We start from the raw sequence: 16,724 nt of genomic DNA on the forward strand, positions 1-16,724 counted from the left end.
CGGTCACGTCATAGGCTAGAACCATTTTGTATAGTAGACTTACCCGCTATTTTTTAGAAAAACGCTAGGTGCAAAGACGTTACTATGACTGCGATTGGGATTGATTACGGTACATCAAACTCTGAAGTTGTGTATTTCGATGGGGAAGTCCATCAGCACATAAAACTTGACCCGTTGGATAAGAAAGGGAACAAGATTCGTTCATCGGTATTCATCTACTTTGAGGACGAATTACCACCGCCGCCAGACGCTATGGTTGAAGCGAAAGTGGCACAATTGCAGCGCATGATTAACGACCAGATAGATAAAGCTAAAGACGGCTACTATTCTGCTAAAGATCCTAAAGAGCAGGCCATGTATAGCGACCGAATCGACTCGCTGCGAGGCGATTTACACAACAAACCTGCGCTTCAGCGAAAGGCCATAGCGCAACTGATGCATGCCATGTCTCTTGATGAGATACCTTTGTTGCGTTTAGTCGAACACGGTAAGTTTGCCTTTGGCGAAGAAGGGTTCAGACGTTTTCTAAAAATGCCCGATAAAGGCAGATTGATTTATTCTCCGAAAAACTTTCTTGGCGCGTCGTTGGATAAAGACCAAAAGCAGGCATTCATTGGCATTATTGCGAAGCAGTTGGCGTACTTCAAAGGGTGTGCACAGCAGCAGCTTGGCAAGGCAGTAGATAGCGCTGTTATTGGTCGCCCGGTAAAGTTTCACGGCACGCGCGGTGAAGAAGGCAATGTTCAAGCTATCCAAATTATGACTGAGGCTGCAACGATGGCAGGCTTTTCATCGGTTAACTTTCTTGATGAACCTATTGCTGCCGCATACAAAATTGAACAAACACTGCCAAAAGATACCACGACACTTATTGTCGATATCGGTGGAGGGACTACTGATATCTGCTGCATAAAGCTATCTCCTGAACGCACGAACCAATTGGACAGAAAAGATGACGTATTGGCAGTGACTTAGCCGACGCTTAGGGGGAATGGACTGCGATAAAAGTTTAGTGCTTAAAGCTATTGCACCAGAGATGGGGATGGGCCTTAAAATGATTAATGGTCTACCCGTACCACCAACCTATTTCTCTGATATGTGTGCGGTAGATAATATTCCCGCGTTAACCCGGTTTTTCTCTGATGACTATGGTTTAGATATATCTCAAACGATGTCCGTCATCAAAGAGCCTGAGCAGTTAGAGCGACTGTTAATCGTACAGGAAAACAAGCTGTCTGCACGGGTAGTTAACTCGGCACGACTTGCAAAAGAGCTATTGTCGAGCAAACAAAATATCACGTTACCACTGCACTACATTGAAGATGATTTTGACGTTGAGATAACGCAAGAAGCATTGAGAAAAGCCTTAAAGCCATGGTTGGATAAAGTGAAAGCGTTAGTGGTTGAGTGCTTAGAAAATAGTGTAGAAAAACCTGAAGTGGTTATGATTACAGGAGGTATGAGCTTGTCGCCTATTGTTGTCGATGCGCTTTACGAAAACTTGCTGACAGGACTGCCTCGTCTTGAGAATGACGCATTTAATTCAGTGTGCGAAGGACTTGCTATTCAGGCCGCAAAGCACTGAAACAAAGTCAGAAGTAAGCAATTAAAAAAGCGTTAGTATGATCACTAACGCTTTTTTTGTATTTAGTGCTGGAGAATATTGTGCTGCTTTAAATAGTTAGCTATCGCCTCAGGCGATTCAAAGGCTTTCAATAGCATCTCTTGTGCGCGCGCTTTAACATCGTTATCTTCTGATGATGAAAGTAAGTGATACCAAGTTTTTACTAAGGCTAATGGCGGCGTTTGGTTCATGCGTTGTCGCTCCAGCAATTCTTACTGCAATATTATCCACGAATCATCGTATCCTATGATTCACCAAAACAAGCTCTGACCAGCGCTAATTTTATCAATTTTTGCGACAAAACGTTTTTTTTCGAACATTTTGTCGTCAAAACGCGGTGTGTGCTTGCTACAGCATGGGCTTTAAGAAACGTCCAGTGTGTGAGACTGATTGTTCAGCCACATGCTCTGGTGTTCCTTCTGCAATAATCTGGCCACCTCCGGATCCACCTTCAGGCCCAAGGTCAACTATCCAGTCAGCAGTCTTGATTACATCAAGGTTATGCTCAATAACGACAACGGTATTACCGTGGTCGCGCAGCCTGTGTAGCACTGCAAGCAACTGCTTAATGTCGTGGAAGTGTAACCCTGTTGTTGGCTCATCCAGAATGTAAAGGGTTTGCCCAGTGTCTCTTTTTGACAACTCTTTTGCTAATTTTACACGTTGGGCCTCGCCACCTGATAACGTCGTTGCTGCTTGGCCTAGTCGAATGTAAGACAGCCCAACATCCATAAGCGTTTGCAGTTTTCTCGAAATAGCGGGAATGGCATCAAAGAAATGACGCGCGTCTTCGACGGTCATTTCAAGTACTTCGTGTATGTTTTTGTCTTTGTATTTAACTTCCAACGTTTCGCGATTGTAGCGTTTGCCTTGGCAAACATCACATGGCACGTAAACGTCGGGCAGAAAATGCATTTCTACCTTAATAACGCCGTCACCTTGGCATGCTTCACAACGTCCACCTTTCACGTTAAAGCTAAAACGCCCCGGCTTGTATCCGCGAGAGCGTGCCTCTTGTGTGCCTGCAAACATTTCGCGGATAGGAGTAAAAATACCCGCATATGTCGCTGGGTTAGAACGAGGTGTTCTGCCGATAGGACTTTGGTCAATATCAACCACTTTATCAAGGTGCTCAAGGCCAGTCATTGACTTGTGCGGTGCGGGCTCAGAGGTAGTCGCTTTATTTAATTCACGCTGTGCAATTTTGTAAAAGGTATCGTTAATCAACGTAGACTTACCCGAACCAGACACGCTTAGTGACACAGGTCATTACACCAGTAGGGATCCGTAAATCTACAGACTTTAAATTGTTTCCTGTAGCGCCTTTTAGCTCTAACCAATGGTTGTCTTTAACAGGGGTTCTTGTTGCTGGTATGTCTATTTTTTCTCGACCAGAAAGGTACTTTCCAGTAAGTGAGTGTTCACTGTTCTTAATGTCGTCAAGCGAACCTTCAGCAATAATTTCTCCACCGTGTACCCCAGCGCCAGGACCAATATCAACAATGTAGTCAGCTTCTCGTATGGCATCTTCGTCGTGCTCTACCACTAACACGGTGTTACCTAAGTCACGCAGATGAGTAAGTGTGCCAAGCAAGCGTTCGTTATCACGCTGGTGCAGACCAATTGAAGGCTCATCGAGAACATACATAACACCCACAAGACCTAGCACCAATCTGGCTTGCTAGACGAATACGCTGTGCTTCGCCTCCCGATAGCGTGTCGGCACTACGCGACATAGAAAGATAATTAAGTCCTACATTTACTAAGAAGCGCAGGCGGTCGAGAATTTCCTTAAGGATCTTCTCAGCAATCTGAGCTTTTTGTCCCTCTAGACTTAAGGTTTCGAAAAAGCCATAGGCGTCTGCTATCGACATGTCAGCGATGGCTGGTAAGTTAGTCCCTTCAATAAATACGTTGCGCGCTTCGACGCGCAGGCGAGTACCGTCACAGCTGTTACAGGGCTGTTGACTTAAGTACTTTGCCAACTCTTCGCGCACAGAATTTGATTCTGTTTCGCGATATCGGCGCTCCATGTTAGGAATAATTCCTTCAAATGGATGCTTTCGCTCCATGATATCGCCGCGCTCATTAATGTATTTGAACGACAGTGATTTTCCCTTAGAGCCGTACAACACAATGTCTTGGTGCTTTTTATCAAGTTCTTCGAAAGGAACGGTTAGGCTAAAACCATAGTGGTCTGCAACCGTTTGTAGCATTTGAAAATAGTAGTAACTGCGTTTGTCCCAACCGCGTATTGCGCCACCAGACAAACTTAGCTCAACATTTCCAACCACACGAGCTGGGTCGAAAAACTGTCGTGTACCCAAACCGTCACAAGTAGGGCAAGCACCCGCAGGGTTATTAAATGAAAACAGGCGAGGCTCTAGCTCGCTTAAACTGTATCCGCAGTGTGGACATGCAAAATTAGCCGAAAACACGATTTCTTCGGCGTCTTTATCGTCCATATCAGCAACTACCGCGTTGCCTCCAGCAAGTGCTAACGCAGTCTCAAATGACTCTGATAAGCGCAGCGCCATGTCTTCACGAACTTTAAAGCGGTCGACGACCACTTCAATGGTATGCTTTTTATGTAAGTCCAACGGGGGAGGGTCAGACAAATCACATACGTCCCCATCAATACGCGCTCGTATAAAACCTTGTGCCGATAGGTTTTGTAAGGTTTTAACGTGCTCACCTTTGCGGTCTTTCACAATAGGAGCAAGCAACATTAATTTGCTGCCTTCTGGCATTGCAAGCACCTTATCGACCATTTGACTGACCGTTTGTGCATCAAGCGGCACATCATGGTCTGGGCAACGCGGTGTACCTACGCGAGCAAACATCAAGCGAAGGTAATCGTAAATTTCAGTTATTGTACCCACTGTCGAGCGCGGGTTATGTGATGTTGATTTTTGCTCAATGGATATTGCAGGCGACAGGCCTTCAATATGGTCAACATCTGGCTTTTCCATCATGGAAAGGAATTGACGTGCATACGCAGACAATGACTCAACGTAACGTCGTTGGCCTTCCGCGTACAAGGTGTCGAATGCAAGAGACGATTTTCCCGAGCCCGACAGGCCCGTTATCACCACCAGTTTGTCTCGTGGCAGTGTTAAATCGATGTTTTTCAAGTTGTGGGTGCGAGCACCGCGAATTTCGATTTTATCCATTGAAGCCTAAATGAGAGAAAAAGAATCAGTATGCCATAGCTGTCAACCAAAGTGATATGACAATCAAGTTATACTTAATAGCGACACTTGGGATCACATCTTGGCAATGCGCATATGTTGACTGAACAGGCGCTAGACGCGAAGTATTAATCCGCAGTAAGGAACGTGGGCACATGTACAATTTGTGCTACACTTCGCGACCTTAATGCTTAGGTTGTAGAGATTATCTACGCGTAAATGATCATCTTTTGAGGAACACTGACGCTTTGAACGCTTTGGAATTACGCGCTGCACTTGCGCTAGCTTCGGTATACGTCTTACGCATGATGGGACTGTTTATGGTTATGCCCGTGCTAGCAGTGGCAGCCATGAATTATCCCGATTACTCACCGCTTTTAGTGGGGCTAGCCGTTGGCGGTTATGGTCTAACGCAGGCGGCACTGCAAATTCCAATGGGCATGATGTCAGATAAATGGGGTCGCAAACCTGTAATTCTGCTTGGCTTAAGCGTATTTGCTGTAGGTAGTTTTGTGGCCGCGTACGCCGACAGTATGATGATGATGATAGTCGGTCGTATTCTTCAGGGAGCGGGCGCTATTGCAGGCGCCATTATGGCTCTGGCCACAGATGTGAGCCGCGAAAGTCAACGCGCTAAAGTGCTGGCAATTATTGGTATAGCAATTGGGTTTTCGTTTTACCTTGCTGTAATACTGGGCCCGTTAATTGCCAACAGTTATGGGCTGGCGGGCGTTTTTGCCATTACGGGCATACTCGCATTGCTATGTATGCCACTTGTTAAGTGGGTAGTGCCAAACGGCGAACCGTTAAGTAGTGGTGACACGCTTCCGCAAAAAGACCAATTAAAACAACTCTTACTTTCACCTCAGTTATGGCGCCTAAACGTAAGCGTGATGGTGCTTCATATGCTCATTACGCTGTTATTTGTGCAGCTGCCTTTAACGTTGTTACAGTTTGATATGACTTTAGAAAGCCACTGGAGTGTTTACCTGCCAGTATTAGGTCTTTCTATTGTTGGACTTATTATAATGATGGGAGCTGCGCGAGGCCGTACGCCTAAATCACTTCTATACATAGCTATCTTGCTTATGGGAAGCGCATTTCTTGCACTCAGCTTACAAGTTCAAAATTGGTGGCTAGTAACCACGGCCGTAGTACTGTTTTTCACTGGCTTTAACTACCTTGAAGCCAATTTTCCAGCGTTAGTATCAAGTATTGCGCCAGCGGGCAAGAAGGGTACGGCAATGGGAATATATGCAAGTTTCCAGTTTTTTGGTGCGTTTTTAGGTGGTGTGGTTTCAGGTCTAGTTACCGATATTTGGACCCCAGAAATAGCGTATTTAGTGGGTGCGATTAGTACGTTAATGTGGTTAGTTGTTATTAGCGGCCTACAAGAAGTCAGTCGCGTTAAACGTGTAATGATGCAATCATCGCTGAGTATCGACGCAATGAACCAAACACATCAACACAATCTGGAACAACAGCTAAGTGTTGTTCCAGGTGTACTAGAGGTCACGTTGAATGGTGATAATGGTGCGGTGTATTTGAAAGTAAACCGCGAATTCGACGCGGTAAAAGCGCGAGATGTGTTAGATACTTTTTAGTGTGCACCATACATTAAGCTAATTTCAGGGCATTAGCCTGCTGGTACTGGAGGACGATAATGATAGATCTTAGTGCGTTTAAGGGCATTATCTTCGATATGGACGGCACGTTAGTTGATTCAATGGCTGCGCACATTGAGGCGTGGCGATTGGCCTGTGAAGAGTTCGGCTACCCATTTGACAGTGATTTTCAATACAGCCTTGGCGGCGTTCCGTCGCTAGCCACTGTGGACATGATGAATCACCGCTATGGTAAAAACTATAGCCCAAAAAACGTCGCAGCGTTTAAACAACGAGCATACGAAGGGCTTTCACACACACCAACACTTATCCAGAGCACGTTAGCGGTCTTCAATTACTATAAATCGATTATGCCCATCGCAATAGGCACGGGGTCAGATAAGAAGCACGCCAAGTGGGTTCTTAGTAAGCACGGGATACTAGCGCATTTATCTGCATTGGTAACGGCCGATGACGTCAATGAGGGTAAACCTCACCCTGAAACCTTTCTCAAAGCGGCAGAAACAATGGGAATTGCACCTAAAGACTGCGTAGTTTTTGAAGATACAGAGATGGGAAGGCAAGCAGCCGTCGATGGCGGAATGACATGCATCTTAGTGGAAAATGGCCACATCCAAGCATAATGCGGCCTATAATGTGGCCTATTCAGGTTTTGTGTTTACTGACAACTTTCAGGAAAGCTATTTCGTAGCTGCTAAATAGCATTTGCGTTTGTAACCGAGCCTTCGCACTCATGCAAAAGTGATGATTTTAACCGACGGGTAGCTTGAGTGATAGCTTCTTCAATGGCGTCCTCTGCACGATCGTAGCCTTGGCTATCGGCACTTTCAGCATTCACTTGCATACCTTTTCCGCGATAAGACACGCTAGGAGAATATTCGTCCGCGTAGTGAGGACGATATTGCACATCGATAATCACGGTAGCCACCATGTTTGACCCCAATGTTTTTACGAATGCCCGTTCAAGAGATACTTTCACGCTGTTATCTGTAGCAACATCAGGCGTCACATTCATATTCATCAAACTTTGTTTTAACAAGTTAAATAGCGCGTCTTGAGACACATTGTCACTGCCAACCAGCAAGTCTTTGCTTGAACGCTCATCGGTTAAACTTGCAAGGTGAAGGGGACATGCTTCGGCTTTTGTAAGACTCGCTAAATACTCTTTGCGTTGCGATGCTGGAATCAGGCTTGAGTTGAAGTCAGGCTCTGGCGTAGATGCGCAGGCAACCACAAATGAAAGGCCACAGCAGATAAAAGTCGTCCTTAATAAGCGCTGTAATGTGTTTGTGCTATACATCATACTGAATTCACTGTTTATTGTGTCATTAGTTGGGTGTGTCACGAAGTAAAACGCCTCTAGTATATGAAACTAATGCGGTTTGAGATATAGGCGAACTGTTGCAAACTGTTTCAGCTTTGCATGTTGAAAAATCAAACAGTGTGTTACATTGAAGTTGAGTACTCACGGTTTTTTATGCGTGCTTTTGGGTACACTTTTACCATTTTGGTTTTGTTATCAACACGGACAGTTTTATTCTTATGGCTTCTTACCTACGTCTATTATGTATTGCATTATGCCTTTGCCTAAGCAGTTGCGCGATCAACGTTTCTCCTTCCGCGTTTTTCTATCAAGACACAAACCAAAAGCCGCTTGATACGACCAAGTTGCATGCTGCTATTCAGCAAGACAAAACATCGGCAGGTATTACTCGTGTTGAAGTAAAAAACAACCAAGGCCTTATGCTAAGAGGCGTTGCTGTATCTTATCCAACCCCAATGGTTAACGTTCTCTTTTTTGCTGACAACCGCATGTCTATTAGCGAAAACAACAGCGTAATACACCGCATGGGTAAACTGCCTGCAAATATTCTGTGGCTCGATTATCAAGGTGTGGGAGCGAGTGAAAAGTCGAATGATTTAAGTATCGATGCCATAAAGCAAGACGCACTCACTCAGTTTGATTATGTCAAAACTACTTTTGATAATACGTTACCTACAATTGTTCACGGACGGGGTATTGGTAGCTACTTTGCAAGTTACGTTGCGGCAAACCGTCAAATTGATGCCCTTGTGCTTGACGGTGCTTTTAATAATATTTCCGACTTAATTGCTAACATGGTGCCTGGTTTTTCTAATGCCATTACCAGCATGCGCTTGCACGATGAAGTGCATAGCATGCAAATTGCACCTATTTTACGTCACTACGATGGACCGCTTTGGTTGGTTGTAGGTGAGCAAGACAAAATTACTCCTTATCCAATCAGTCAACAGCTGCTGGCACAGTCGGCGAGTGAGGCAAAACTTATTTCTATTATTCCCGGTGCCACACATAACGCAACGCTCAGATCTGACTATGCAATCTCTGAGTATCGTCGTTTTTTAGCAAGTCTACGACGTTAAGTTGGCCTGTGGATAAGTAGTGGAAAACCTTGTTGGTAAGTCTGTTAATACCCTTTTAGAGCAACAGATCACGATCGTATTGCCTACAGCTGGTCGGATCACGAAATCACAGTAAAATCAAGCGCTGTAGCGAAGTGTGTTACGATCTTGTTGATTTTTGATCCTAAGTGACGAATGGATCGCGAGTTTTTCCGTATTGGGGATAAAAATATAATTACTGACGATCACATGCTGATTTTTGTCAATAGATATGCGCTATGAAATTTTTAGAATTTGCCAGTCGACTTAAGCAGCATATTTCGATTAACAAAGAGGCAAACTTGCTATTTTGTAGTCGAAATTAAAGAACCGTTAGGTTCGCGTTATACGCGAACCACAGAGTCACGTTTTACAACGGTGGGCGTATATTTGAAGGTAAGTCCTTCTTCAGGCTTGCTACCAGACGCATATTTCAGCGCCAGTTCTGCAGCTTTAGCCGCCATCATTTCAACTGGATAGCGCAACGTTGTTAGTTTAGGGCGACAGTACTTGGCCAACAACACATCATCATACCCCATTACCGAAACCTGTTCTGGCACGGCGATACCGTGGTCTTGCAGCATGGTCATAGCGCCAGAAGCCATTGCATCGTTATACGCAAGTACTGCAGTAAACTTCGCGCCAGTGGCAAGAAGGTTTTGCATTGCTAGTTCACCACCTTCTTGATCGGGAGTAGCGTATTCAACCATGCTCTCCGGCAAATCTAGCTTCGCTTCTTTCACCGCATTGTGAATGCCTTCAAGGCGATGATTTGGGTCATCGATGCGATATTGACTGCTAATAACGGCCAAATGTTGGTGACCTTGATTAATCGCATATTCCGCCATCAATCTTCCACCTGTTACGTTGTCTAGCCATACGCATCGATTAGCAATTTCTGGAATATAACGGTTAATCAAAACAAATCCAGGCACCTGTTTTGCAAAGTCGATGAGGGTCTCGTCATCGAGTGCTTTACTATGCACAACCATAGCTTCAACCCGATGTTCTAGAAGCGTTTCTATAGCGCGAAGCTCGGTGTCTTTTTCGATGGAGCCTGCACTCAACAATATCTGAACATTATTCTTTCGCGTAATAGATTCAACGCCGTGTGCTAGCATGGCGAAAAATGGGTCGTGAAGTTCTGCAATGACAACGCCTAGCGACGCGCTGCGTTTTGTTACTAGCGCCCTCGCATTTGCATTTGGGCGATAGCCCATCTCTTCCATTATTTTTTTGACACGCTGGCGGGTGTCGTTACCCACCTTGGGTCCATTATTTATCACTCGTGAAACAGTCGCCAGCGACACACCTGCGGCTTGGGCTATGTCTTTTATTGTTGCCATTGTCTTTCAAACTTCATCATTGCGGGAAATAAACGGGTTTACTCAAACCCAAAGTTTTCATAGCGTACATTATATTTACAAAAAAAGATAAAATTCTCGCGCATTGCAATCGAATGTATGTAACGAAAAATGGCAAGTGGTTATACCATAGCGTGAATTTAGCCAAACCACTGTAAATCATCACGGAAAACGTATAACCTCAACCTGAAAAAAACAGTGAAATTTGTACCAATTTAATTTTTCGACGGTTTTGAAAAATGAGTTTTTCTTCGCTTAACGCTCGCAAAAGGTAAACAGTTTGTTATGAATATAGAAATCACAAAATTTGGTGAAATTGGGGGCGACACAGTTAATAAGTTTACCCTAACCAATGCAAACGGTATGCAAGTCGAATTGCTAAACTTCGGGGGTATCATTAAAGCGATAACATTGACTGACGCTTATGGCGCTCGCAAAAATTGCGTGCAGGGTTTAGCGTCACTTGATGATTATATCCAAGACACTAGCTATTTAGGAGCCATCGTAGGTCGTTATGCCAACCGTATCGGCAACGCTACATTTACGCTAGATGGAACCCAGTATCTTCTCGATAAAAATGGCGGTGAACACAACCTACACGGCGGCAATGCAGGGTTTCATAAAAAAGTGTGGAACGCGACGAGTGAATCGACAAACGACGAACTAAGCGTAACCCTTCAGCTTACCAGCCCTGATGGAGAAGGTGGGTTTCCAGGTAATGTTAACGTTACAGCGCGATATACGTTAGATAATAACGACACACTCACGCTTGTTATGACGGCTGACACTGACAAGGCGACGCCGTTGAGCTTTACACAGCATGCGTACTTTACGTTGAGCAATGAAGCAACTATAGGCACTACGCAACTGTATATAGATGCTGAAAATGTCACTGAAGCAGACGCCAGTTTGCTGCCAACGGGTAATTATGTTGACGTAAAAGACACGCCATTCGATTTTAGAGAGCTTATCGCCATCAATGAGCGAGCCAATGCGAGTAACCCTATTGCGCTTTATAAAATGGTGGGGGGATACGATCACAACTATGTATTGCGTGATGCGCAAGAAGGTCAGCCGCAAGCTCGAGTGTTAGCAAAGGATACCGGTATCGCGATGTCGCTATATACTTCACTACCAGGGCTACAATTTTATACTGGCAATTTAGAAACCTCAGAGCAACTCGGGTCATTGTGTTTAGAGCCTCAGCATTTTCCTGACGCGCCGAACAAACCACAATTCCCAAATGCGATTGTGCGTCCTGGTGAGCCTATTCAAATGGTCATGCGCTACGCGTTTTCTGTGAAAAAATAGCGAAGACAAAAAAGTCAAAAGAAAATCAAATGTTATAAAATTAACAATTAATTTTCTTTGTTACAGAATTGATAAAATAGCATTCTTAATATACTATTGATGGGTAAACGTTTAACCTTTTAAGTTCCTTGTTGTGCTCAAAGCACGATAGAGCAGATTCAGAGAGAGTGAATATGGGAAGCCCATTTGACCCAACGAATGATCCACACCGCAGATACAACCCGTTGCTTGGTGAGTGGGTATTGGTGTCGCCGCATCGTGCTAAGCGTCCTTGGCAGGGCGCGTCTGAAGAGCCTAATAATGAGCAGAAACCAGCCTATGATGAAACCTGCTATTTGTGCCCAGGTAACACGCGCGTAAACGGTGAGGTTAATCCTCAGTACACCTAAGCACCTTTGTTTTTGAGAACGATTTTGCGGCGCTAAAAAAGGACACAGAGGTTACTAGCGAAAAGAAAGGTCTGTTTCAGTTTGAGACTGAGCAAGGTTGCAGTCGCGTTATTTGTTTCTCTCCGGATCATAGTAAAACACTACCTGAGCTTTCCAATGAAGAGCGCGCTGAAGTGGTAGAATGTTGGAAAGAGCAAACCAAAGAACTTGGTGAGACGTACCGATGGGTTCAGGTGTTCGAAAACAAAGGGTCAATGATGGGGTGTTCTAACCCGCACCCTCATGGACAAGTATGGGCGCAGCAGCACCTGCCTACAGACCCAGCTAAGAAACTGGTTCAGCTAAAGCAATATTACGCTGATAATGCGACACCCATGTTATTGGATTACGCCGAGCAAGAAGTTGCAAAACAAGAGCGTGTTGTTTGTCAAAATGATTATTGGGTTGTAGTAGTTCCTTATTGGGCGGCATGGCCATTTGAAACACTGTTATTACCGCGATTCAACGTACAATCGATGCCGGATTTAAACGGCGAGCAGTCTTTTGCACTGGCACAAATAATTGGTGACATTACTGCAAAGTATGACAACCTTTTCGAAACTTCTTTCCCATATTCGATGGGATGGCATAGTGCACCATTTGATAGTGAAGATCATCCTGAATGGACACTGCATGCGCATTTCTTCCCTCCATTACTTCGCTCTGCAAGTGTAAGGAAGTTTATGGTGGGATACGAAATGATGGCTGAAGCGCAACGAGATCTGACGCCTGAACAAGCCGCTGACAGACTAAAAGCACTTTCAAATGTGCACTATAAGAAACGTGAGAACGCCAATGGATAACAAAACACTTTCTTCAGCTTTCCAACAGCACTACTCAGAGTCGCCTGCGCTTGTAGCTCACGCCCCGGGTCGAGTAAACCTTATTGGTGAGCATACTGATTACAACGAGGGTTTTGTTTTTCCCGCGGCAATTAATTTCGGCACGTGGGTAGCGGCTTCCAAGCGCAACGACAATGACATTAAAGTTATTGCCATGGACTATGGTGAACAGGAAAACCAATTTCCGCTAGCCGATATTCAGTACGATGAAGAGCAAGGCTGGGCAAATTACGTGCGCGGTGTTGTTAAAGTATTAAAAGAAGCGATGCCTGAGTTTGGAGGTGCAAACCTTCTTGTAACCGGAAATGTTCCTCAAGGCGCCGGACTAAGTTCTTCAGCGTCGTTTGAAGTCGCTATATTGAAAGCAATAAGTGCACTTTATGACTTGCCTTTAGATGGCGTTAAAGCAGCACTTCTGGGTCAGAAAGCTGAAAATACCTTTGTAGGGTGTTCGTGCGGCATTATGGATCAGCTAATTTCTGCCATGGGGAATGAAGGCATGGCAATGCTGCTTGATTGCCAGTCTCTTGCCATTGAGCATTCGCCGCTACCTGACACTCACCAAATTGTCATTATTAACTCGAACGTTAAACGTGGCCTGGTAGACAGTGAATATAATCTACGTCGTCAACAGTGTGAGCAAGGCGCATCGTTGTTGGGTGTTTCATCACTGCGCGAAGCCAACATTGACATGCTTGAAGCAGCAAAAGCACATATGCCTGAGGTGGTTTATCGCCGAGCAAAGCACATCATCACCGAGAACGCACGTACGCTTGACGCTAGCCAAGCGCTTAAAGCAGGCGACATCGCGACTGTTAGTAAAGCGATGGCGCAATCGCATGTTTCGATGCGAGATGACTTTGAGATTACCGTGCGTCCTATCGATTATCTCGTTGAGATTATTGATGAAGTATTGGGCAGTACAGGGGGCGTGCGCATGACTGGTGGCGGCTTTGGCGGCTGTGTTGTTGCTTTAGCGCCGACAGATAAAGTCGAGGCAGTCAAACAGGTGGTTGCCGACAAATATTTTGATGAAACCGGTTATAACGCCGACATCTACGTTTGCACCGCAACGCAAGGTGCTTTTGCATAACGCGTTGTACACATTTATTTAAACAGAACAATCCATCCCGTACGATTGTTTGTGTCCCTTAAGCCGCATCATTAGATTGCGGCTTTTTTTTGTCAAAAAAACGAAATTGATACAAATAAGTTAAAAAAATTAAACAAAGTGTGATACTAATATCAACCGCAATCATCAAAAGTGTTGAGAGGATTCTATTTTCAAACACTGCATTGCAAAAAGGCGTCTTCTTAGAAGGCGTTACACTGGTGTGGCAAAACCTAAAAAATAATAAAAACAATTTTTCACCTGTGTACCCTGCAAAAATTTAAATCGCCGCACCCAAAATTAGAACTTTGGGAAAAACTATGAAATTAGCATCATTAGATATCACGTTGTTTGTGATATATGTTGTCGCGCTTATCGGTATAGCGTGGTGGGTGTCTCGTGAAAAGCAGGGTCACGAAAAAGATACCAACGATTACTTCCTTGCTTAGCTCTAGCTTGCCTTGGTGGGCGATAGGCGCATCTTTGATTGCAGCAAATATTTCTGCAGAACAAATTATCGGTATGTCTGGTTCTGGTTATCAGCTGGGACTGGCAATTGCCTCATACGAATGGATGGCTGCTATCACGTTGCTTCTAGTCGGTAAATTCTTCCTACCTATATTCTTGAAGCACAAAATTTACACCATGCCGCAGTTTTTAGAACAGCGCTACGACCATCGCGTTCGTAAAGTCATGGCAATTTTTTGGCTAGGCGTTTATGTCTTCGTAAACCTAACGGCAGTGTTGTGGTTAGGAGCATTAGCTATCAATACCATTTCGGGCGTTGATATGATGTACGGCATGATGTTTTTGGGTTTGTTTTCTCTGGCGTATTCGCTTTATGGCGGGCTAAAGGCAGTGGCACTCACCGACATAATACAGGTGGTATTGCTAGTTTTTGGAGGCCTTTTCTTATCCTATACCGCGCTTAACTTAATCAGCGATGGCAATGGTGCATTCCAAGGCTTTGTTGACCTTACCAACAAACTCCCTGAAAAGTTCGATATGATCTTGTCTAAGGACAATCCCCATTATATGGATTTACCTGGAATTTCAGTATTGATTGGTGGCATGTGGATCATGAATCTTTCGTACTGGGGTTTCAATCAATACATCATTCAGCGAACCCTTGCGGCGAAAAGCGTTCAAGAGGCACAAAAAGGCATCGCATTTGCGGCATTTTTGAAACTTTTAATGCCGCTAATTGTGGTGTTACCAGGTATTGCAGCGGTCCTTATTGTGCCCGACTTACAAAAGCCTGACCAAGCTTATCCCAGCTTGATGACACTTATGCCTGTGGGTTTGAAAGGGGTTATTTTTGCAGCGCTTGTGGCGGCGATCGTGTCTTCGTTGGCGTCGATGACAAATAGTGTTTCGACCATATTTACAATGGACCTTTATAAAGACAAGCGTCCAAATGAGTCGCAGCAACATTACGTTAAAGTAGGGCGCATTGTAAGCTTTGTGGCGCTTGTTATTGCCATGCTTGTGGCAAAACCATTGCTAGGTAATTTTGACCAAGCCTTCCAGTATATTCAGGAATTTACGGGCTTCTTCACTCCTGGCATTTGTGCACTGTTTGTTCTTGGTATGTTTTGGAAGAAAACCACAGCCAATGGCGGCTTGCTTGCGGCACTAGGATCGTTTGTTCTTAGCATTGTGTTTAGGCAGTTTTGGCCTGAGTTGCCGTTTATTGACCGCGTTGGCCTCGTATTTTTGCTTTGTGTGGGGCTTGCTATCGCTGTGTCTTTATTCGAGAAAAAAGGCGTAAGCGAAAATGCCGTTGACCTAAATGAAGTTCAGTTTGCAACTACGAAAGGCTTCAATGTGGCGTCGCTTGCCGTTATCGTGCTTACCACAGCGTTCTACATTACGTGGTGGTAGTGGCAGGAGCGTTCGAGTAAGGGCTTGAATACAGGGCGAAAGTGCAGAGGACGCTTTGGTAAAATGCTGTTAGCATTAAAAGACGAAGCGTCAGTCGGTGAAAAACTTCCAATTTTGTTGGTAGAATACGATATACTAGCTTACTAATACCGATGAATTTTCGCGCTTGTCGCTGCCGTGTCAACCAGACACTATAGCGGTAAGCCATATACAAACGTTACAGGAGACATCAATGGCAACGAAAGGCGTTAATAAGGTTATTCTTGTCGGAAACCTTGGCAATGATCCCGAAGTTAGATACATGCCTAACGGAAACGCCGTTGCGAACTTAAGCCTAGCAACTAGCGAAAGCTGGAAAGACCAACAAGGTCAGGTTCAAGAGCGCACTGAGTGGCATCGCCTTACTATGTACCGTCGCTTAGCAGAAATTGCCGGAGAGTACCTGAAGAAGGGCTCGCAAATTTACGTTGAAGGCAAACTACAGACTCGTAAATGGCAAGACCAGCAAGGCCAAGATCGTTACACTACTGAAATTATCGTAGACCAAATGCAAATGCTTGGTGGTCGTGGTGCTGAAGGTGGCGGTGGTAACGGTGGTTATCAGCGTCAGCAAAACAACCAAGGTGGCGGTTACAATCAAAACCAAGGTGGTTATCAGCAGCAGGGTGGCGGCCAGCAGCAGGGCGGTCAAGGTGGCTACAACCAAAACCAAGGTGGCAGTTATAATCAAGCGCCTCAAGGTGGCAGCAACCAGTCACAGCCAAAAACTCCACCAATGGCTGAGCCTGACTTTGATTTTGACGACGATATTCCGTTCTAATCAATAACAAATCGAAAATTGCTCAATAAATCATTGAAAGCCGCATTGTTAGCGGCTTTTTTATTTTTTGGATGATAGCAATGGTGATTTTTTATCGTATTGA

Annotated in this window: 9 protein-coding genes and 4 pseudogenes; 9 read left to right on the top strand and 4 right to left on the bottom strand. The window is 44.7% G+C overall.

Annotated features, from left to right (window positions below; translation table 11 throughout):
• The first annotated feature begins 84 nt into the window (after positions 1 to 84).
• Positions 85 to 1,585 (top strand): annotated as a pseudogene (locus V6N89_RS01135) (Hsp70 family protein).
• A gap of 62 nt (positions 1,586 to 1,647) precedes the next feature.
• Here the strand turns inward: V6N89_RS01135 and V6N89_RS01140 are convergent.
• Positions 1,648 to 1,815: a hypothetical protein gene (locus V6N89_RS01140; protein WP_338519788.1), complete on the bottom strand. Its 168-nt coding sequence runs from the start codon at positions 1,813 to 1,815 to the stop codon at positions 1,648 to 1,650.
• Between the two features lie 157 nt (positions 1,816 to 1,972).
• Positions 1,973 to 4,797: pseudogene (uvrA, locus tag V6N89_RS01145) on the bottom strand (excinuclease ABC subunit UvrA).
• Positions 4,798 to 5,063: 266 nt separating this feature from the next.
• Here uvrA and V6N89_RS01150 point away from each other — a divergent pair.
• Together V6N89_RS01150 and V6N89_RS01155 are read left to right on the top strand one after the other, a co-directional pair.
• A complete protein-coding gene (locus tag V6N89_RS01150; protein WP_338519789.1) occupies positions 5,064 to 6,419 on the top strand; it encodes an MFS transporter in 1,356 nt (451 codons plus the stop codon).
• A 59-nt stretch (positions 6,420 to 6,478) separates the two neighbouring features.
• Positions 6,479 to 7,063, top strand: coding sequence for an HAD family hydrolase (locus V6N89_RS01155; protein WP_338519790.1), 585 nt, complete (start codon positions 6,479 to 6,481; stop codon positions 7,061 to 7,063).
• 71 nt (positions 7,064 to 7,134) lie between these two features.
• On the opposite strand, the gene V6N89_RS01160 is transcribed toward V6N89_RS01155, so the two are convergent.
• Positions 7,135 to 7,785 carry a hypothetical protein gene (locus V6N89_RS01160; RefSeq protein WP_338519791.1) on the bottom strand — a complete coding sequence of 217 codons (651 nt, stop codon included), beginning with the start codon at positions 7,783 to 7,785 and terminating at the stop codon, positions 7,135 to 7,137.
• Positions 7,786 to 7,982: 197 nt separating this feature from the next.
• On the opposite strand from V6N89_RS01160, the gene V6N89_RS01165 reads away from it, so the two are divergent.
• Positions 7,983 to 8,843: an alpha/beta hydrolase gene (locus V6N89_RS01165; RefSeq protein ID WP_346993298.1), complete on the top strand. Its 861-nt coding sequence runs from the start codon at positions 7,983 to 7,985 to the stop codon at positions 8,841 to 8,843.
• Between the two features lie 362 nt (positions 8,844 to 9,205).
• Here V6N89_RS01165 and V6N89_RS01170 read toward each other — a convergent pair whose 3' ends face one another.
• The gene (locus tag V6N89_RS01170; protein ID WP_338519794.1) at positions 9,206 to 10,207 is read right to left on the bottom strand and encodes a LacI family DNA-binding transcriptional regulator; all 1,002 of its coding nucleotides are present in this window, start codon (positions 10,205 to 10,207) and stop codon (positions 9,206 to 9,208) included.
• A 303-nt stretch (positions 10,208 to 10,510) separates the two neighbouring features.
• On the opposite strand from V6N89_RS01170, the gene V6N89_RS01175 reads away from it, so the two are divergent.
• The 5 genes and pseudogenes from V6N89_RS01175 (at position 10,511) to V6N89_RS01195 (ending at position 16,621) form a co-directional block, all read left to right on the top strand.
• Complete coding sequence (locus tag V6N89_RS01175) at positions 10,511 to 11,536, top strand: aldose epimerase family protein (RefSeq protein ID WP_346993299.1); 1,026 nt, start codon at positions 10,511 to 10,513, stop codon at positions 11,534 to 11,536.
• Between the two features lie 173 nt (positions 11,537 to 11,709).
• Positions 11,710 to 12,767: pseudogene (locus V6N89_RS01180) on the top strand (UDP-glucose--hexose-1-phosphate uridylyltransferase).
• The gene (gene galK, locus V6N89_RS01185) at positions 12,760 to 13,899 is read left to right on the top strand and encodes a galactokinase (RefSeq protein ID WP_346993300.1); all 1,140 of its coding nucleotides are present in this window, start codon (positions 12,760 to 12,762) and stop codon (positions 13,897 to 13,899) included. The pseudogene V6N89_RS01180 and the gene galK overlap by 8 nt, the downstream one beginning before the upstream one ends.
• A 338-nt stretch (positions 13,900 to 14,237) precedes the next feature.
• Positions 14,238 to 15,801 (top strand): annotated as a pseudogene (locus tag V6N89_RS01190) (sodium/sugar symporter).
• A 232-nt stretch (positions 15,802 to 16,033) separates the two neighbouring features.
• Complete coding sequence (locus V6N89_RS01195) at positions 16,034 to 16,621, top strand: single-stranded DNA-binding protein (RefSeq protein ID WP_338519795.1); 588 nt, start codon at positions 16,034 to 16,036, stop codon at positions 16,619 to 16,621.
• Positions 16,622 to 16,724: the final 103 nt, after the last annotated feature.

Source organism: Alteromonas gracilis, assembly GCF_036870955.2.
Taxonomy (GTDB): Bacteria; Pseudomonadota; Gammaproteobacteria; order Enterobacterales; family Alteromonadaceae; genus Alteromonas; species Alteromonas gracilis_A.